Annotated in this window: 21 protein-coding genes; 11 read left to right on the forward strand and 10 right to left on the reverse strand. The window is 67.6% G+C overall.

Going from position 1 to position 17856, the window contains the following annotated elements; translation table 11 throughout:
• Position 1: 1 nt before the first annotated feature.
• Both ACWEFV_RS27025 and ACWEFV_RS27030 read right to left on the reverse strand, forming a co-directional pair.
• Positions 2–1366, reverse strand: a complete 1365-nt coding sequence (locus ACWEFV_RS27025) for a serine hydrolase (RefSeq protein ID WP_450072413.1) — start codon at positions 1364–1366, stop codon at positions 2–4.
• Positions 1341–1658: an antibiotic biosynthesis monooxygenase family protein gene (locus ACWEFV_RS27030; protein WP_064883921.1), complete on the reverse strand. Its 318-nt coding sequence runs from the start codon at positions 1656–1658 to the stop codon at positions 1341–1343. The genes ACWEFV_RS27025 and ACWEFV_RS27030 overlap by 26 nt, the downstream gene beginning before the upstream one ends.
• A gap of 39 nt (positions 1659–1697) precedes the next feature.
• Here ACWEFV_RS27030 and ACWEFV_RS27035 point away from each other — a divergent pair, with 39 nt between their 5' ends.
• Positions 1698–2459, forward strand: coding sequence for an alpha/beta fold hydrolase (locus tag ACWEFV_RS27035; protein ID WP_450072414.1), 762 nt, complete (start codon positions 1698–1700; stop codon positions 2457–2459).
• On the opposite strand, the gene ACWEFV_RS27040 is transcribed toward ACWEFV_RS27035, so the two are convergent.
• Positions 2442–2672, reverse strand: a complete 231-nt coding sequence (locus tag ACWEFV_RS27040) for a hypothetical protein (RefSeq protein ID WP_135458951.1) — start codon at positions 2670–2672, stop codon at positions 2442–2444. The two genes, ACWEFV_RS27035 and ACWEFV_RS27040, sit on opposite strands and share 18 nt — an antisense overlap.
• Before the next feature lie 71 nt (positions 2673–2743).
• Here ACWEFV_RS27040 and ACWEFV_RS27045 point away from each other — a divergent pair, with 71 nt between their 5' ends.
• Positions 2744–3715, forward strand: coding sequence for a GlxA family transcriptional regulator (locus tag ACWEFV_RS27045; RefSeq protein ID WP_450072415.1), 972 nt, complete (start codon positions 2744–2746; stop codon positions 3713–3715).
• Between the two features lie 4 nt (positions 3716–3719).
• Here ACWEFV_RS27045 and ACWEFV_RS27050 read toward each other — a convergent pair whose 3' ends face one another.
• Together ACWEFV_RS27050 and ACWEFV_RS27055 are read right to left on the reverse strand one after the other, a co-directional pair.
• On the reverse strand, positions 3720–4025 hold the full coding sequence (locus tag ACWEFV_RS27050) for a hypothetical protein (RefSeq protein ID WP_135458947.1): 306 nt from the start codon (positions 4023–4025) through the stop codon (positions 3720–3722).
• A 61-nt stretch (positions 4026–4086) separates the two neighbouring features.
• A complete protein-coding gene (locus tag ACWEFV_RS27055; RefSeq protein ID WP_450072416.1) occupies positions 4087–4959 on the reverse strand; it encodes an A/G-specific adenine glycosylase in 873 nt (290 codons plus the stop codon).
• Positions 4960–4984: 25 nt separating this feature from the next.
• Here ACWEFV_RS27055 and ACWEFV_RS27060 point away from each other — a divergent pair, with 25 nt between their 5' ends.
• The gene (locus tag ACWEFV_RS27060; RefSeq protein ID WP_135458943.1) at positions 4985–5605 is read left to right on the forward strand and encodes a carbonic anhydrase; all 621 of its coding nucleotides are present in this window, start codon (positions 4985–4987) and stop codon (positions 5603–5605) included.
• Positions 5606–5678: 73 nt separating this feature from the next.
• A complete protein-coding gene (locus ACWEFV_RS27065; protein WP_210115591.1) occupies positions 5679–6449 on the forward strand; it encodes a hypothetical protein in 771 nt (256 codons plus the stop codon).
• 3 nt (positions 6450–6452) lie between these two features.
• Here ACWEFV_RS27065 and disA read toward each other — a convergent pair whose 3' ends face one another.
• From disA to ACWEFV_RS27080, 3 genes are all read right to left on the reverse strand, one after another.
• A complete protein-coding gene (gene disA, locus ACWEFV_RS27070; RefSeq protein WP_210115708.1) occupies positions 6453–7532 on the reverse strand; it encodes a DNA integrity scanning diadenylate cyclase DisA in 1080 nt (359 codons plus the stop codon).
• A gap of 60 nt (positions 7533–7592) precedes the next feature.
• Positions 7593–9008, reverse strand: coding sequence for a DNA repair protein RadA (gene radA / locus ACWEFV_RS27075; RefSeq protein ID WP_135458939.1), 1416 nt, complete (start codon positions 9006–9008; stop codon positions 7593–7595).
• A 78-nt stretch (positions 9009–9086) separates the two neighbouring features.
• A complete protein-coding gene (locus ACWEFV_RS27080; protein WP_450072417.1) occupies positions 9087–9665 on the reverse strand; it encodes a hypothetical protein in 579 nt (192 codons plus the stop codon).
• Positions 9666–9950: 285 nt separating this feature from the next.
• Here ACWEFV_RS27080 and carD point away from each other — a divergent pair, with 285 nt between their 5' ends.
• Genes carD through ACWEFV_RS27110 form a run of 6 tightly spaced genes read left to right on the forward strand, consistent with a single transcriptional unit; the run spans position 9951 to position 14610 of the window.
• Positions 9951–10439, forward strand: a complete 489-nt coding sequence (gene carD, locus ACWEFV_RS27085) for an RNA polymerase-binding transcription factor CarD (RefSeq protein WP_003882506.1) — start codon at positions 9951–9953, stop codon at positions 10437–10439.
• A 6-nt stretch (positions 10440–10445) separates the two neighbouring features.
• Entirely contained in the window at positions 10446–11114 is a 669-nt protein-coding gene (gene ispD / locus ACWEFV_RS27090; protein WP_450072418.1) for a 2-C-methyl-D-erythritol 4-phosphate cytidylyltransferase, read from the forward strand.
• Positions 11111–11587 (forward strand): 2-C-methyl-D-erythritol 2,4-cyclodiphosphate synthase, encoded by a 477-nt coding sequence (gene ispF, locus ACWEFV_RS27095; RefSeq protein WP_135458933.1) that lies wholly within the window; start codon positions 11111–11113, stop codon positions 11585–11587. The genes ispD and ispF overlap by 4 nt, the downstream gene beginning before the upstream one ends.
• Before the next feature lie 19 nt (positions 11588–11606).
• On the forward strand, positions 11607–13043 hold the full coding sequence (gene cysS, locus ACWEFV_RS27100) for a cysteine--tRNA ligase (protein ID WP_135458931.1): 1437 nt from the start codon (positions 11607–11609) through the stop codon (positions 13041–13043).
• A complete protein-coding gene (rlmB, locus tag ACWEFV_RS27105; protein ID WP_450072419.1) occupies positions 13044–13985 on the forward strand; it encodes a 23S rRNA (guanosine(2251)-2'-O)-methyltransferase RlmB in 942 nt (313 codons plus the stop codon).
• A gap of 4 nt (positions 13986–13989) precedes the next feature.
• Positions 13990–14610 (forward strand): GIY-YIG nuclease family protein, encoded by a 621-nt coding sequence (locus tag ACWEFV_RS27110; protein WP_450072420.1) that lies wholly within the window; start codon positions 13990–13992, stop codon positions 14608–14610.
• A gap of 8 nt (positions 14611–14618) precedes the next feature.
• Here ACWEFV_RS27110 and ACWEFV_RS27115 read toward each other — a convergent pair whose 3' ends face one another.
• A complete protein-coding gene (locus ACWEFV_RS27115; RefSeq protein ID WP_450072421.1) occupies positions 14619–15884 on the reverse strand; it encodes an SLC13 family permease in 1266 nt (421 codons plus the stop codon).
• A 70-nt stretch (positions 15885–15954) separates the two neighbouring features.
• Between ACWEFV_RS27115 and ACWEFV_RS27120 the strand changes: the two genes are divergently transcribed.
• Positions 15955–16932 (forward strand): glycerophosphodiester phosphodiesterase, encoded by a 978-nt coding sequence (locus ACWEFV_RS27120; protein WP_450072422.1) that lies wholly within the window; start codon positions 15955–15957, stop codon positions 16930–16932.
• Here ACWEFV_RS27120 and ACWEFV_RS27125 read toward each other — a convergent pair.
• Positions 16925–17848, reverse strand: a complete 924-nt coding sequence (locus tag ACWEFV_RS27125; protein WP_450072423.1) for an MBL fold metallo-hydrolase — start codon at positions 17846–17848, stop codon at positions 16925–16927. The two genes, ACWEFV_RS27120 and ACWEFV_RS27125, sit on opposite strands and share 8 nt — an antisense overlap.
• Positions 17849–17856: the final 8 nt, after the last annotated feature.

Below are 17856 nucleotides of genomic sequence, written 5' to 3' on the forward strand. Positions count from 1 at the left end.
GCTAACCCACAGGCGCCATGGCGAATGCCCGCTTGGCAATCTGCAACAACCAGCCTGCAGCGGTGGGGCTACGGAACTTCGGCCAGTTCAGCTGGAAACTGAACACCCACGGCTGCCCGGTGTAGTCCACCGCGTACCAGCTGAAGGTCAAATCGCCGGGCAGGTTGCCGCCCTTGGCGCCGATGTATTTCCACTTGGCGGGATCCGGGTCGATGCCGGGTAGCGCGGAGAGGATGTCCTTCACCGGCGCGGCGGGCCCGTATGCCGAGGCCTGCAGCGCGGCGTGCACCCGGCAGATGTCGGCGGCACTGGCGAACCACTCGAGGCCGTCGTTGGAGGCGGGGGTGTGGGTCCGGTACGGATCTGGTTCGTAGGGGCGGGAATTGGTCTGTTGGAGCAGTGCCACCCGGTCAGCGGGGGAGGCGGTCTTCCACTGGTCGCGAAGATTCGGTTCGCCCCAGCCGACCGAGAACACCTCGTGCATGGTCGGGAACGGGGTCATGCTGGCCGGATCGTGATGGCCCGCAGTCACCAGTGCGCGTTCCACCGCAGCCGGGCCCATCCGCCCGATCAGCAGATCGGTGGCCATGTTGTCACTGGCCGAGATCATCTGCTGGGCGGCGGTCCGCACGGTGATCTGGGCGCCGGGGGGAAGCTTGTCCAGCCCGGCGGAACCGAGCTTCTTGCCTTCCTTGGTGATCGTGAGGTGGTCGTCCCAGCTCAGCGTCCCGGCCTTGACCGCGTCCGAAACCGCAAGCAGTACATACAGTTTGAAGATGGAGGCCAGAGGCAGCGACATATCGGTGTTGGTGCCCGCGACCTGCTCGCACTTGCCGTTGTTGACCTTTGAGACCCGGTAGGAGTACCGCGCCCCCGACTTGGTCAGCTCGGCGTCGATGTCAGACCACTTGTCGATCTTCGGAGGCACGAGGGTGACCTCGAAGCGGTCGACCAGGCCCACGTCGTTGGTCCGCAGCTCGATGTCCTGGGCGACGTTGTAGGACGTCTGCACGTGCAACGTCGCCTGCGCGGCCCCGATGTCCACCGAGTTGACCGTGAACGGGCGATCCCACCAGATGGAGTCCATCTTGGTACCGACCAGATCGACCTTCTCGGGTACGGCGAGGGTGCGCACGCCGATGGGGCCGATCGGCCAGTCGGAGTTGAGCATGTCCATGGTCTGCTTGGCCCGCAGACCGGGCGGGGTGATGGTGTCGATGCGCGCGCCGTAGGACACTTCTGCCGCGGGCGCAACGCTCTGCGAACAGCCACAAGCCAGGGCCGCGACGACCGCGGTGATGGCCGTCAGGCCAACCGTGCGGTGCAGCGTCCGGCCGCGGCTACGCCTGGGCAGCGGGCCCTGCAACGTCCAGCACAACCTCGAACTCCAGCAGCGATGCGCCTGTGGCCACAGGGTTGGCGTGCTCGCCCTTGTGTGCCTCGGCGGCGCGGCCCGTGGCCCAGGCCTGGAAGGCCTCCTCGGTTTCCCACTGCGTGACCACGAAGTAACGGTCTTCGCCCTTGACCGGACGCAACAGTTGGAAGCCGAGGAACCCGGGCTGGTTGTCGACGGAGTGTGCACGGTTGGCGAACCGCTTCTCCAGTTCCGGGCCTGCGTTAGGCGGTACCTCAATGGCGTTGATCTTCACGACAGGCATGCCGTTCAGGCTACCGTGAGTGCCCGGCAAGATAACGGGATGGTCACAGATCTGCTCACCCACAGAGGGGGCCGCGGCGAGCCCATCGTCCTGGTGCACGGCTTGATGGGCCGCGGCAGCACATGGTCACGCCAATCGCCGTGGTTGACGGAGCTGGGTGAGGTGTACACCTACGACGCGCCGTGGCACCGCGGGCGCGATGTGGTCGACCCGTATCCGATCAGCACCGAGCGGTTCGTCGCAGATCTCGGCGATGCCGTGGCCGGGCTCGGGCGGCCGGTGATGCTCGTGGGACATTCCATGGGGGCGTTGCATTCCTGGTGTCTGGCAGCGGCCCGCCCGGAACTGGCTCGCGCGGTGGTGGTCGAGGACATGGCCCCCGATTTCCGGGGCCGCACCACCGGCCCGTGGGAGCCGTGGGTGCACGCTCTCCCGGTCGAATTCGGTTCGGCACAGGAGGTTTACGACGAGTTCGGGCCCGTCGCGGGTCAGTACTTCCTGGAGGCGTTCGATCGGACGGCCACCGGTTGGCGGCTGCACGGGTATCCGCAGTGGTGGCTGGACATCGCTGCCCAGTGGGGGACGCGGGACTACTGGCAGCAGTGGCGGGACGTGCGCGTTCCGACCCTTCTCATGGAGGCGGGCAATTCAGTGGCGCCGCCCGGGCAGATGCGCCGGATGGCCGAGATCGGTCAGGACACAAGGTATCTGCACGTTCCCGGTGCGGGTCATCTGATCCACGACGACGCGCCCGAGGTGTACCGCGAAGCTGTCACCGGGTTTCTAACGGCGCTCGCCTAGGACGCCTGCGCTCGGCCAGGCCGGCTGGTGTTCGAACCGGCTGCGTATCGCGTCGAGGTCATGGCCGGCGCGATACGTCTCGTAGTCGGGTTGGTCGATGTCGAACAGATCGAGGCGGAACCGCAGGATCTTGCTGCGCCGTGCCGCCCAGCCCACTGCCGCGGCGACCGCGAAGGGCGAGATCAGGATGATCAGAGCGAGTGCAACAGTCATGGCAGTAATGCTTGTCGGGGAAATATCCCGCCAACAGTGGCAGCGCTGACACCTTACGATAAAATGCTGCCATGCTGAGAAGCGTCTCCACGCTGGTGCTCGACGGTCTGGCTGTTTTCGAGTTCGGGGTCATCTGTGAGGTCTTCGGGATCGACCGATCCGCTGACGGCGTACCGAACTTCGACTTCAAGGTGTGTGGTCCCGAGCCGGGCAGGCCGGTGCGGACGTCGGTCGGCGCTACGTTGACGCCCGAACACGGCCTCGACGCCCTGCATGGCGCCGACCTGGTGGCGATCCCGGCGATCGGCACCTCCGATTACCTGCCCGAGGCGTTGGATGCCGTGCGGGCCGCCGCCGATGCGGGCTCGATCATCCTGACCGTGTGCTCGGGCGCGTTCCTGGCGGGTGCGGCGGGTCTGTTGGACGGCAGGCCGTGCACCACGCACTGGATGCACGCCGATGCCTTGGCCCGCAAATATCCCACCGCCAAGGTGGATCGCAACGTCCTGTACGTCGACGACGGCAATCTGATCACCAGCGCAGGCACCGCGGCGGGCATCGACGCGTGCCTGCATCTGGTACGCCGCGAACTCGGCAGTGAGGTGACCAACAAGATCGCCCGGCGAATGGTGGTCCCACCGCAGCGCGATGGCGGGCAGCGTCAGTTCATCGATCAGCCGATTCCGGTCAGGTGTTCGGAAGGTTTTGCGCCGCACCTGGATTGGATCATGGGCAACCTGGACAAGCCGCATACGGTGACGACGTTGGCCAGGCGATCGGCGATGTCCACCCGCACCTTCGCCCGCCGGTTCGTCGAGGAGACCGGTACCACCCCCATGCAGTGGATCACCGATCAGCGGGTGTTGTACGCGCGCCGGCTGCTCGAGGAGTCCGACCTGGACATCGACCGGATCGCCGAGCAGGCCGGGTTCGGCACCGCAACGCTGCTGCGTCATCACTTCCGCCGGCTCATCGGCGTGACACCTTCGGACTACCGGCGCCAATTCTCCTGCGGTGCGGGCGAAGACGCCGTCACGGCGTGATGTGTCAGCCGTCGGGCTGGCAGGCCACGTTGACGTAGACCGTGGTGTGCTGAGCCGAATCGATCCGGTACCCGTCCTCGTCGATGTTGGAATCGGCCAGTCCGTGCAACCCCGTGACCCGGCAGTTCGACAGGGCCGTATTGGCATTGGAGTTGATCTGCACCTGATAGCCGCGGCTCTGGAGGTCCCGCACGGTGTCGGCTGCAGAACCGGTGCCGGACGGTGCAGCATTGGCCGGGGCGGCCAGCCCCAGGCCGACGCCCAGGCCGATTGCCGTACACGCAAACGTCGTTGAGAATTTGCTTGACATGAATCCGTTCTATGTGATGCGCGGCCCAAATGGTGTGCCGCGGAACGGATTCATGCCGATCTCATGTAATTTCGCCTTCCCCGGCGAGTGCGAACCGACCGTCGAGGGTTTGCTCGACCAGGCCGTCGACCAGTAGTGAGTCCAGTGCGCGATCCCGTTGCCCCGTATCGGTGAGCCAGGCCACGTCCAGTTGGGCGCGGGTGACCGGAGTGCTGCTGTCGCGCAGCACATCCAGCAGCTTGCCGCGCACCTGCCGATCGGTTCCGGCGTAGCGCTGCACCTTTCGGGTCATCGTGCCCTCCGGATACCCGGCCGACCGCCAACTGCAGTGGCTCAGCGGGCAGCAGCCGCACTGCGGCGAGCGGGCCGTACACACCACCGCGCCCAGCTCCATCAGGGCGGCCGAGAACGTCGGTGCGGTGGCATCCTCAGGCAGCAGCGCGGCGACATCGTCGAGGTCGCGGGCGCGGGCGGGTGCATCGGCCTGCCCACGCAAGACCCTGGTGACCACCCGGCGCACGTTGGTGTCGACCACCGGAACGCTGGCCGAATACGCGAAGCAGGCCACCGCACGCGCGGTGTAGGCACCGATGCCGGGCAGGGTCAGCAGGGTCTCGACGTCGGTGGGCACCTCGTCGCTGTATTCGCCCGCGATCACCACGGCACATTCGTGCAGGCGTTTGGCCCGCCGCGGGTACCCCAGCTTGCCCCAGGCCCGCAGCACCTCGGCCGACCCGGCGGCCGCCGTCGCAGACGGGGTGGGCCACCGGTCGATCCAGGCCAGCCAGATCGGCTCGACCCGGGCCACCGGTGTTTGCTGCAGCATGAACTCGCTGACCAGGATCTGCCAGGCGGTCACCCCTTGTCGGCGCCACGGCAGGTCCCGCTGGGCGTCTCTGTACCAGCCGACGAGCTGCTCCGCGTCGATGCTCATCGGCATCTCATGCAAAATGGCTGATATGCCCAATTCGAATCCGGTGTCCGCGTGGAAGGCACTCAAGGACGGTAACGCTCGCTTCGTCGCGGGCGAACCGCAGCATCCCAGCCAGGACATCGCCCGTCGAGCCAAGCTGACACACGGGCAGAAGCCCACCGCCGTGGTGTTCGGCTGCGGCGACAGCCGCGTTGCCGCCGAGCTTCTGTTCGACCAGGGCCTGGGCGACATGTTCGTGGTGCGTACCGCCGGCCACGTGCTCGACAACGCGGTGCTGGGCTCGATCGAATACGCGGTGTCGATCCTGAACGTGCCGCTGATCGTGGTCCTCGGCCATGACAGCTGCGGCGCGGTCCAGGCCGCCATCAACGCCCTCGACGAGGGGGCGATGCCCGGTGGCTACGTGCGCGACATCGTCGAGCGGGTGACCCCGTCGATCCTGATGGGTCGTCATTCCGGCCTGACCCGCGTCGACGAGTTCGAGGCCTACCACGTCAAGGAGACGGTCAACCAGCTGCAGATGCGGTCGGCCGCGATCTCCAACGGTCTCGCTGCGGGGACCCAGGCCATCGTCGGCGCCACCTACCACCTGTCCGACGGTCACGTGGAACTGCGCAGCCATCTGGGCAACATCGGCGAAGCCTGAGAATTTTGCCGCAGCCCCGACACGCCGAGTCGCCTCGGGCAACTGGGAATGACCTGGGCTTACCGTGAAAGCCGTGTTGGATCTCGAACCTCATGGGCCTCTGCCCTCGCAGATTTACTGGCGGCGCCGGGCGCTGGCCATCGGAATCGCGGTGGTCGTCGTGGGGATCATCGCCGCGATCGTCGCGGTGATCGTGACCAGCAGCTCCGGAGCCGAGACCAAGCCCGCCGACGAATCCTCTGCCGCGGCCGCCCCGCCGACGCCGCTGCCGGGCGAGAACCCCGAGGTCAAGACCCCGGTGGTGCCGCCGGCCCAGCACGCGCCGCCGCCGACGGCCACACCGACCGCTGCCGTCACGCCGCCGCCGCTGCTCAAAGAGGGCGACGACTGCCCCGATTCGACGCTCGCGGTGAAGGGCATCACCAGCCAGCCCGAGTACGTCGTGGGCGATCAGCCGAAGTTCACCATGGTCGTGACCAACATCGGCCTGGTGGCCTGCAAGCGTGACGTGGGCGCCGCGGTGCTGGCCGCCTACGTATACTCGCTGGACAACAACCGGCTCTGGTCGAACCTGGACTGCGCGCCGTCCAACGAGACGCTGGTGAAGACCTTCAACCCGGGTGAGCAGGTGACCACCGAGGTGACCTGGACCGGTATGAGTTCGGCGCCGCAGTGCCCGATGCCGCGTCAGCCGATCGGGCCGGGCACCTACAACCTGATGGTCCAGCTGGGCAATCTCAGATCAGCGCCGGTGCCGTTCATCCTGGCTCAGGCCAATCCGCAACAGCCGGGGCCGCCGCCCGAGGGTGCACCGCCGGCTGAGCCGGCGGCACCGGGTAACTGACGCTCAGGCCAGCCGGTCGGCGATCGTCGACTCGGCCAGCAGGGACAGGCCCTCACGGATGTGGCGGGCCCACATCGACCCGATGCCGTCCACGGACTGCAGATCGTCCGCGCTGGCGGCCAGTAGTCCCTGCAGTGAGCCGAACGAGCGGACCAGTAGATCGACGTGGGCGAACTGCAGTCGCGGTATCCCCGCCATGGCGCGGTAGCCGCGTGAGCTCATTGCCGAATCCTGTGCCTCCGACGTCGACGGGTAACCGAAAACCCTTGCCAGCGTGGTGAAGTCGAGCAATTCACTGTCGGTCAGGGCGTCCAGCTCATCGAGTGTCGCGCCGACCTGAGCGGCGGTCGGCGGATCCGGCAGCGCGTGGTAATCCCGCACGATCAGCTCACGCGCGGCCTCGTTGTCGCCCACGAGCTCGTCGAGCTGCAGCTTGAGCTGGCGTCCGTCGGTGCCGAGTTCGACGACGTCGGCGTCGATCTCGAGGCTGATCCGGCGCACCATTTCCAGGCGCTGCACCACGGTCATGACGTCGCGCAGCGTCACGAAGTCTTCGATCTCTGCGGTGGACAGTTGCTTGCTGACCTCGTCGAGGCGGCCCTTGTAGCGCTCCAGTGTGTTGATGGTCTGGTTGGCTCGCGACAGGATGGTCGCCGAATCGGGCACCACATGCCGCTCCCCGGCGACGTAGACGGTCACGATGCTCATCGAATGGCTCACCGAGATCACCGGATAGCCGGTCTGGATGGCAGTGCGCTCGGCCGAACGGTGACGGGTTCCGGATTCGTCGGTGGGGATCGATGGATCCGGCACCAACTGGACGTTGGCCCGCACGATCCGGCCGCCGTCGCTCGACAACACCACCGCGCCGTCCATCTTCGACAGCTCACGCAGCCGGGTGGGGGCGTAACGCACGTCCAGGGCGAACCCGCCGTCGCAGATGCCCTCGACGCTGTCGTCGTAGCCGAGCACGATCAGCGCGCCCGTCTTGCCGCGCAGGATGCGTTCCAGGCCGTCACGCAACGGCGTACCGGGGGCCAGCCGGCCGAGGGTTTCTCGTAGCGTCGGCCGAGCCAGATGCACGACGGTGCGGCTGGTCCTGGCGCCGGAGTTCACGGCCATCGGTTCTCCTAGGGTCGGCCGCTATTGTCCATGCTGCCCACGATTGCTGGCAATCGCGATGTCCTTGAGTGCCCGTAATGCCGCGCCGATGTGATCGACGGTGATGATGCGCAGCCCCGCCGGTGCACTGGTGGCCCCCGGTGGCACCACGGCAATGTTGAAGCCCAGCCGGGCGGCCTCGGCCAGCCTGCGATCCATGCCGGTGACCCGGCGCAGATCGCCGACCAGCCCCACCTCGCCGATAACCACCGCGTTCATCGGCAACGCGATGTCGAGATAGGCCGACGCGATGGCGACGGCCACGGCCAGGTCCGAGGATGGATCGGTCAGCCGCATGCCGCCGACGGTGGACAGGTAGATGTCGTTGTTGCCGATCGGCAGGCTGCAGCGGGTCTGCAGCACCGCGCCGATCATCGCCGCACGGGCCGAATCGATCCCGCTGACGACCCGCCGAGGAGGCCCGACCGGCGGGGCGACGAGCGCCTGTATCTCGCCGATCATCGGGCGCTTGCCGTCGAGGGTGACCGTGATGGCGGTGCCGGGTACCGCCGCCGGACGCTGGTCCAGGAACAGTCCGGACGGATCGCTGACACACTCGATTCCGTTGTCGTGCATCTGAAAACAGCCGACCTCGTCGGCTGCGCCGAACCGGTTCTTGACCCCGCGCACGATGCGCAGGCTCGACGCGTGATCACCTTCGAAGTGCAGCACCACGTCGACCAGATGCTCCAGGGAACGCGGCCCCGCGATGGCGCCGTCCTTGGTCACGTGCCCGACCAGGATCATGGCCACAGCCGGGTCTCCCACGGCGGTCTTGGCGTGGCCGGTCAGCGCCGTGGTCACCGCACGCACCTGGGTCACCCCACCCGTCACGCCGTCGGCTTCGGTGGTGGACATGGTCTGCACCGAATCGACGATCACCAGGCTCGGTTTGACCTCCTCGATGTGACCGAGCGCGATCTGCAGGTCGGATTCGCCTGCCAGATAGACGTTGTCGTGCGTACAGCCGGTGCGTTCGGCGCGCAGCCGGATCTGGCCCGCGGACTCCTCGCCGGACAGGTACAGCGCCCGTCGGCCGGTGTGCGCCCAGCGGTTGGCGACCTCCAGGAGCAGGGTGGACTTGCCGACGCCGGGTTCACCGGCCAGCAGCGTGACCGAGCCGGCCACCAGGCCGCCGCCCAGAACCCGGTCCAGTTCAGTGACCCCGGTCGCGTAATGCCGGGTGATTCCGGGGTCGATAGAGGTGATCGGAACCGCGGGCGAGGTCGGGGCCACCGAGCGGCGGACTGACCCGCCCACTCTGTCGGAGAGAGCGAGCACGGCCACCTCATCCACCGTGCCCCAGGTACCGCAATTGGCGCAGCGGCCGACCCATTTGGGTGTGGCGTGCTGACACTCCGAGCAGCGGTATTGCGAACGTACTTTCGAAGCGGCCACGCCGTGACAGTAACGGGTGCCCCCGACATCGGTGCCGTGTACGCGCCGGTGGGGACCCCGGTGGGTCAGAGGTTCAGATCAGTGATGGCCACCGGCTGCGGCGCCCTCGGCGGGCTCCTCGCCGGCGTTGTCGCGTCGGGGCGTTTCGCCTGCCGAGATTGGCACGGCCACCGTGGTCTCGCCGTTCTCGAACTTGAACGTGAAGTCGTAGAGCAGCCCGTTGGTGACCGGCTTGGTCAAGGTGACCTTGGCGGTGACGGCCTCGGCGGGCTCGGCCTTCTCCAGCGGCTTCGTCTGACCATCGGGCTCGCCCACCACGAGGACGCCGCCTGCCGGGATGGTCTGATCCCCGGTCAGTGCCACGTCGCCGACGGTGGTCTTGATCGAGACGAGCTTGTTGGGCGCCTCGGTGGATTCGTTGGCCGCGACGAACAGCAGCTCGGTCTCGGAGCCGGGCTCGACGTAGTCCTTCTGCTGCGGCGCGCGCAGGTGCACGTTACGTAGCGCGACCGTGCCGGCCTGCGCGTTGACACCGTTGACGGCGGGCTCCTGGGTTGCCGTCTGGGAGACCTGCCCGGCACTGCAACCGGTGAGAACGGCTGCGGTCAGGCCACATGCGGCCAGACCGGCCGAGGTGCGCATTGCGAAGCGGTTCACTCAAGCCTCCTGAGCTGGGTCGGCGTACTTCGACTATGCACAGTAGTAGGTGGCCTCGGTGGGCGGAATGCGAGGGCTTGGCAGAGCGCTTCGCCAGGGGTGTTTCAGGCCCGCAACGGCCTTGCGGTCGGGCCCGGTTCGGGTGTCCGACAGGCGCTTTGGTTGCACGCTTTCGTCACCATGTCAACCCCTGTTCTTCATCTGCAGTGCCCCTGACCTGCGCAGTTGGTGCGCATGTGATCTGGGCCCGTGTTAGGATGGACTAGCGAAAGGGGCTCGAATCAGATGATTTTTAAGGTCGGAGACACCGTCGTCTATCCACACCACGGTGCTGCGTTGATCGAGGCGATCGAAACCCGGACTATCAAAGGCGAGCAGAAGGAATATCTCGTCCTGAAAGTATCCCAAGGGGATCTGACCGTTCGAGTGCCCGCAGACAACGCCGAATACGTCGGAGTCCGCGACGTCGTGGGCCAAGAAGGCCTCGACAAGGTTTTCCAGGTGTTGCGTGCTCCGCACACCGAAGAGCCGACCAACTGGTCGCGCCGCTACAAGGCCAATCTCGAGAAGCTGGCCTCCGGTGACGTGAACAAGGTTGCCGAGGTTGTCCGGGATCTGTGGCGTCGGGATCAGGAACGCGGTCTGTCCGCGGGTGAGAAGCGAATGCTGGCCAAGGCCCGGCAGATTCTGGTCGGCGAACTTGCGCTGGCTGAGAACACCGATGACGCCAAGGCCGAGACCATCCTTGACGAGGTTCTGGCTGCCGCGTCCTGACGCGTCGTGGCAACAACTGTCGCGGTCGTCCCGGCCGCCGGCTCTGGTGAGCGGCTAGGCGCGGGCAGGCCGAAAGCATTCGTCAATCTGGGGGACAAACCCCTGTTGGAGCATGCCCTCGAAGGCCTGCTGGCTTCAGGGGTGATCGACAAGGTCGTGGTCGCGGTGCCGCCCGCGCTCACCGATGAAGCCATCATGGTGTTCGGTGGCCGCGCGCAGATCGTGGCCGGGGGAGCCGATCGAACCGAATCGGTAGGGCTGGCTCTTGCGGCCGCTGACGACCCCGATTTCATCCTTGTGCACGACGCTGCCCGGGCATTGACTCCTCCTTCGCTGATCGCCCGGGTAGTGGCTGCCTTGGCCGACGGTCACGCTGCCGTCGTTCCCGGCCTTCCGTTGGCCGACACCATCAAGGCGGTCGACGCCAACGGTGCGGTGCTGGGGACGCCCGAGCGGGCCGGTCTGCGGGCCGTGCAGACCCCGCAGGGTTTCCGTACCGACGTATTGCGCCGCGCCTATCAGCGCGCCGGGGCCGGAGTGGTCACCGATGACGCCTCACTCGTCGAACAGATCGGTACGCCGGTGCAGATCATCGAGGGCGACCCGCTGGCTTTCAAGATCACCACGCCTCTGGACCTGTTGCTCGCCGAGGCTGTCATGGCGCGTGGCGCGTGAGGATTCCCAGGGTCGGGCTCGGCACCGATGTCCATCCGATCGAGTCGGGGCGCCCCTGCTGGTTGTTGGGGCTGCTTTTCGACGGCGCCGACGGCTGCGCCGGCCATTCCGACGGCGACGTCGCCGCGCACGCATTGTGTGACGCCCTGCTCAGTGCGGCCGGACTCGGCGACCTGGGCGGCGTCTTCGGCACCGACCGGCCGGAATGGCGCGGGGTCACCGGCGCGGACATGCTGCGTCACGTCCGCGGATTGGTGCAGGCGGCGGGCTTCGAGATCGGCAATGCCACGGTGCAGGTGGTCGGCAACCGGCCCAAGATCGGGCCACGCCGGGAGGAGGCCCAGCAGCTTCTCTCGGAGCTGATCGGGGCGCCGGTATCGGTGTCGGCCACCACCACCGACGGGCTCGGGCTGACCGGCCGGGGTGAAGGATTGGCCGCGATAGCCAGCGCTTTGGTGGTTCCTGCCGAATAGGCCGGTAAGCTGGCACGTCGTGACCGATCGCGCTCAAGCCGTCGCGTCGGGGTTTGCCTCCGATTTGCGGCTGTACGACACCATGGCGGGTGCCGTACGAGATTTCGTACCGCTGCGGCCGGGGCACGCTTCGATCTACCTGTGCGGTGCTACCGTCCAGGGCTTGCCGCATATCGGTCATGTCCGTAGCGGAGTCGCGTTCGACGTGTTGCGCCGCTGGCTGACCGCCAATGGATATGACGTTGCGTTCATCCGCAACGTCACCGATATCGACGACAAGATCCTCAACAAGGCGGCCGATGCGGGCCGGCCGTGGTGGGAGTGGGCCGCGACCTACGAGCGGGCGTTCAGCGCCGCGTACGACGCGCTGGGCGTGCTTCCGCCGTCGGCTGAGCCGCGGGCCACCGGACACATCACCCAGATGGTCGAGCTCATCGACCGGTTGATCGCTCGAGGACACGCGTACGCCGCCGGCGGGGACGTCTACTTCGACGTGCTGAGCCTGCCCGATTACGGCGCGCTGTCCGGCCACCGGATCGACGATGTGCACCAGGGTGAGGGCGCGGCGACGGGTAAGCGCGATCAGCGCGATTTCACGTTGTGGAAGGGCGCCAAGCCGGGCGAGCCGTCGTGGCCGACGCCCTGGGGCCGGGGACGCCCCGGCTGGCACACCGAGTGCGTGGCGATGTGCGAGGCCTATCTGGGCGCGGAGTTCGACATCCACGCGGGCGGTATGGACCTGGTCTTCCCGCACCACGAGAACGAGATCGCCCAGGCGCAGGCCGCGGGCGATGGCTTCGCCCGGTACTGGCTGCACAACGGCTGGGTCACCATGGGCGGCGAGAAGATGAGCAAGTCGTTGGGCAATGTGCTCTCGATTCCTGCTGTGCTGCAACGGGTTCGGGCTGCCGAGCTGCGCTACTACCTGGGCAGCGCGCATTATCGGTCCATGCTGGAATTCTCCGAGAATGCGCTGCAGGACGCGGTCAAGGCCTACAGCGGCATCGAGGATTTCCTGCACCGGGTGCGTAACCGGGTCGGCGCCGTCGCCGTGGGTGACTGGACGCCGAAGTTCGCGGCCGCCCTGAATGACGACCTCGCGGTGCCGATCGCACTGTCCGAGGTGCATGCCGCCCGGGCGGTGGGCAACCGCGCGCTGGACGCCGGCGATCACGAAGGCGCGATGGCGCAGGCCACCTCGATCCGGGCGATGATGGGCATCCTGGGCTGCGATCCGCTCGACGAGCGCTGGGAATCCCGCGACGAGACTTCGGCCGCGCTGGCTGCCGTGGATGAACTGGTGCAATGGGCACTGGCCGGCCGGGCCGAGGCCCGGACCAATCGTGACTGGGCGGCGGCCGACGCCATCCGCGATCGGCTCAAGGCGGCCGGTATCGAGGTCACCGACACCGCCGACGGTCCACAGTGGGCCCTGGTGGACGGGAACGGAGCGTAGATGGCCGGGAATTCGCAGCGGCGCGGCGCAGTGCGCAAGCCGGGGACCAAGAAGGGGCCGACCGTCGGGTCCGGCGGCGTGCGTCGCCGCGGGCTCGAGGGTCGCGGGGCCACACCCCGTGCAGATCAGCGCCCGCACCATCCGGCCGGCAAGAAGGCCGCGAAGGCGGCGCGTCAGGCGCAGGGGCGACACAAGAAAACCGACGACACCGAGTTGGTGTTGGGCCGCAACCCGGTGGTGGAATGCCTGCGGGCCAAGGTTCCGGCCACTGCGCTGTACGTGGCGCTGGGTACCGAGGCCGATGAGCGCCTCACCGAATCCGTCCAGATTGCGGCCGACCGCGGTATCTCGATCCTTGAGGTGCAGCGCCACGATCTGGACCGGATGAGCTCCAACGCGTTGCACCAGGGCCTGGCCCTGCAGGTGCCGCCGTACAACTACGCCCATCCCGACGATCTGCTGAAGGCGGCCCGGGAGTCCGGGGAGCCCGCACTGTTGGTGGCTCTGGACAACATCTCCGATCCGCGCAACCTGGGTGCCATCGTGCGTTCGGTGGCCGCGTTCGGCGGGCACGGTGTGGTGATCCCGCAACGGCGTTCGGCCTCGGTGACCGCGGTGGCGTGGCGCACCAGTGCCGGTGCCGCGGCCCGTACGCCGGTGGCGCGGGCGACGAATCTGACTCGCACGCTGAAGAGCTATGCCGACGCCGGTCTTCAGGTGGTCGGCCTGGATGCCGGTGGTGACACGACACTCGACGAGCTCGAGGGCGGCGGACCGATGGTCGTCGTCGTCGGCTCGGAGGGCAAGGGCCTGTCCCGGCTGGTGCGGGAGAACTGCGATGCGGTGGTCTCGATCCCGATGGCCGGGCCGACGGAGTCGCTGAACGCTTCGGTGGCGGCCGGTGTGGTGCTGGCCGAGATCGCCCGTCAGCGCCGGAGTTAGGCGCATGTCGAGAGGACGAAGCGCCAGCAATCCCGCGGATTTTCTCGCCGCCGTGCCGTTCACCCGGGAGGAAGTGTTCAGCGAACCCTGCCCGGTTCCGGAGCTGCCCGGAGCCAACGGTTGGTGGTTTCGCACGGTGCCCGCGGGCATTGACGTTTCGGGGTGCCGGCAGCGGGATGGCCTGACGCTGCTCTACGTGGGGATCAGTCCAACCCGCCCGCCGGTTGGCGGGAAGCCGCCGAGCACCCAGAATCTCCGCAAGCGGGTGAAGTACCACTACGGGGCAGCCAACGCCGACGCTGACGGCTCGACGCTGCGCAAGACGCTCGGCATCCTGCTGGCCGATGAGCTTGGCTTCAAGTTGCGCCGGATCGGCTCGGGCGACAGGCGGACCTTTGCCGGTGGAGAGGCCGTTCTGACGCAGTGGATGGCCGAGAACGCCCTGGTGTCCTGGATGGTGCACCCCGAGCCGTGGTTCCTGGAGGAAAAGCTGATCGCCACGTTCGATCTGCCGCTCAACGGCCAGGAGTCCAACAAGGGCAACGCCTTCTACCCGGAGCTGAAGCGCCTGCGGCGCGAAGCGATGAACAAGGCGAACAAGCTGCGGGTGCTCAAAGAGTGGTGAGCTGCTTCCTAGCCATTGAAGAGTCGCAGGCTCAGCCATAATCCGAGTACCGAGGCCGCCAGGGTCAACGGCACGGTGGCCAGGCCGATTCGGCTGAACTCGGTGAACTTCGCCGGCAGGCCTTCGCGGTGAACAACATTGCGCCACAGCAGATTTGACAGTGATCCGACGTAGGTGAGGTTGGGGCCTACGTTGACCCCGATCAATACGGCCAGCAGCGCGCCCGGTCCGGCGCCGGCCACCAAGGGCAGCAGCACCAGCACCGCGGGCAGGTTGTTGACCACATTGGCCAGCACTGCGGCCACCGCCGCCAGGCCCAGCAGCGCAGGCAGTGAGTCGCCGACCGGAAGCACCTCACGCATGGCGTCGCCGAGACCGTTGTGCACCACCGCATTCACCACCACGCCGAGGCACAGCACGAACGCCAGGAACGGCACGTTGACGGCGCGCACGATCCCGCCGACCGTGCTGCGGCGCTGTGCCAGACTGCGCACCCCCAGCACCACCGCCCCCGCCAGTGCCGCCCAGGCCGGCGACACATCGACGACCGAGGCGACGACGAAACCCGCCAGCGTGAACCCCAGCACCACGAGCACGAACACCGGAACCTCGGGCGGCGGGGGAGTCACCTCGGCCGCCGGGCGGCTCAGCTCACGGCGGAAAAACCAACGCAGTAAGACGAATTCGGCGCCGATGGCGGCCAGCCAGGGCAGCGCCATGACGGCACTGAACTGAGTGAAGGACAGCCCCGCCACGGTGAAGGCCAACAGGTTGGTCAGGTTCGACACCGGAAACAGCAGCGACGCGGAGTTGGCCAGATGTGCGCTGGCGTAGGCATGCGGCCGCGGCGGTATCGCGAGTGTGCGGGCGGTGGCCAGCACCACCGGCGTCAACAGCACCACGGTCGCGTCCAGGCTCAGCACGGCGGTCGTCGTCGCCCCGATCAGGAACACCCGGGTCAGCAACCGCCGGGAATCACCCCTGCTCGCCCGGGCCATCAGTGTGCCCGCGGCGTGGAACAGGCCCTCGTCGTCACACAGGTGGGCCAGCACCAGCACGGCGGCCAGGAATCCGACCACGGGCAGCAGGCGGTTCACCTCGGCCAGGGCATCGTCCGGCGAGATCACGCCGAGCGCGATCAGCAGCCCGGCGGCCGGGATCGCCACGACGGCCTCGGGCCAGCCCTCGGGCCGCGCCAGCGCGAACACCAGCACGACGGCCAGCAGCACCAGGGCCAGAATCAATGGCGTGGGTCCTTTCGGCCAGTCGAACATTCGATGACGATTCGCGTATCGGGCCTAGCGGACCTGACCGTACCCGGGTGACTCGCTAGCGTTGGTGACCATGCGTCCGGCTGCTCCGATGGTCCTGTTGTTCGCTCTGGCTGCCGCGTTCCAGTCTGTCCCGCCGGCCGTCGCGGCGCCCACCGGGTTCGACCTGCAGTCACACCGTGGCGGACGTGGCGAGACGACCGAGGAGTCGCTGCGGGCCTTCGCGAAGTCGTTGGAGCTCGGGGTGAGCACGCTCGAGCTCGACATCGTGCTCACCAAAGACAAGCAACCCCTGGTGTGGCACGACCCCCGGATCGACGAGACCAAATGTGCCGACACAGCCCCGGCGTTCCCGGGCGACCCCATGTACCCGTACGTGGGGAAACTGGTGCACGATCTCACGCTCGAGCAGATCCGCACGCTCGACTGCGGCAAGTTGCTGAGCGGCTTTCCCGATGCTGAGGTGGTGCGCGGCAACAAGATTGCCGTGCTGCCCGAGGTATTCGCGCTGACCGATGCCTACGGCGCCGACGTGCGTTTCAACATCGAGACCAAGATCGAGGCCGACAAACCCGAAACCTCGGCCACGCCGCAGGAGTTCGTCGACGTCATCCTCGATGCCGTGCGCGTGGCGGGCAAGCTCGACAAGGTGGACATCCAGAGCTTCGACTGGCGCACACTGCCATTGGTGCAGCGGGCCGAGCCTTCGCTGCCGAGGGTGGCGCTGTGGGATGACACGACCTGGGTGCCCGACTCTCCGTGGCTCGGTGGGGTCAATCCGGCAGTGGACGGCGATCCGATCGCCGGCGCGATATCGGTGGGCGCCACGGTCCTCTCGCCCCAGTATCAGCTGGTGGACCGCGGATTCGTGGAGCGGGCACACGCGCTGGGCCTCAAGGTGACTCCGTGGACCGTCAACGATCCGGCCGCCATGCGGGCGTTGATCGCGGACGGCGTCGACGGCCTCATCACCGACTACCCGACGCGGCTACGTGGCGTGCTGGCGGAGCTGGGTCTGCCGCTGCCGCCGTCGTTTCAGCGGCTCAATTGACCCAGGGATCGGAGCGCTCCCACAGCGTCGGCAGGTGCAGGCTGACACCGTCCTGTTCGGCCAGTCGGGTCAGCACGCGCATCGAGACGTCCAGGTCATCACCGGCATATGGCAATGCGCGCAAGGGCTTGTGCAGCGGGCGGAAGAAGTCGTCCCAGTGGATCAGCACCACGCGCCGCGCGCCGACCGTGCGGACGGTGTGGGTCCAGTAGTCGATCAGGTAGTGCTTGGGTTGCAGGCCGAGTTGGCCGATCCCCAGGTAGACCACCTCGGCGTGCTGCCCGTCCAGTGCGCCCGGCACCGCACCGGCGCTGCCGACGATCAGCAGGCTGCGGTCGCTGGGCCGGTGGCGGACCAGGGTCGACCAGGCCTCGCCGCACTTGTACGCCGATGTCTTCACCGGCGGAACGACGGGCGCGGTGATGACACCGGGGAAGCGGTCCGGTGGGCAGTGCTCGGATTCGAACAGCGTCACGTCGTACGCGCCCAGAGCGACGGCTTCGCCCGGGGTGACCGTGACGATCCGATCGGGCGCCAGTCCGCCCCCGGCGCCGACCTGGGCGGTCGAGGTGCCGCCCACCAGTCGGGCGCCGGTGCGCTCGGCCACGACGGCCGAGTCCATGACGTGGTCGAAGTGGGTGTGGACCGGCAGCACGGCTTCGAGCTTGTCGACGCCGAGGCGGGCCAGGCTGCCGTCGATGCGGGGCAGTGACGGCGTCAGCTTGCCGAAGACGATGCTCGGCAGTGCGGGCCGGGAGAAGAACCCGTCGGTGAGCACGGCCGAGGTGCCGTCGTCGACCAGGAGCGTGCTGACCCCGGCCCAGGTGACACTGACCGGGGATTGCGCAGTGGCCGACGGTGCGTCGAAGAACCGCGCATAGGAGGCCAGGTCGGGTCTGCCGGGCTTGAGCCGCATGGCCCCAC

Source organism: Mycobacterium sp. NPDC004974 (genome assembly GCF_053600815.1).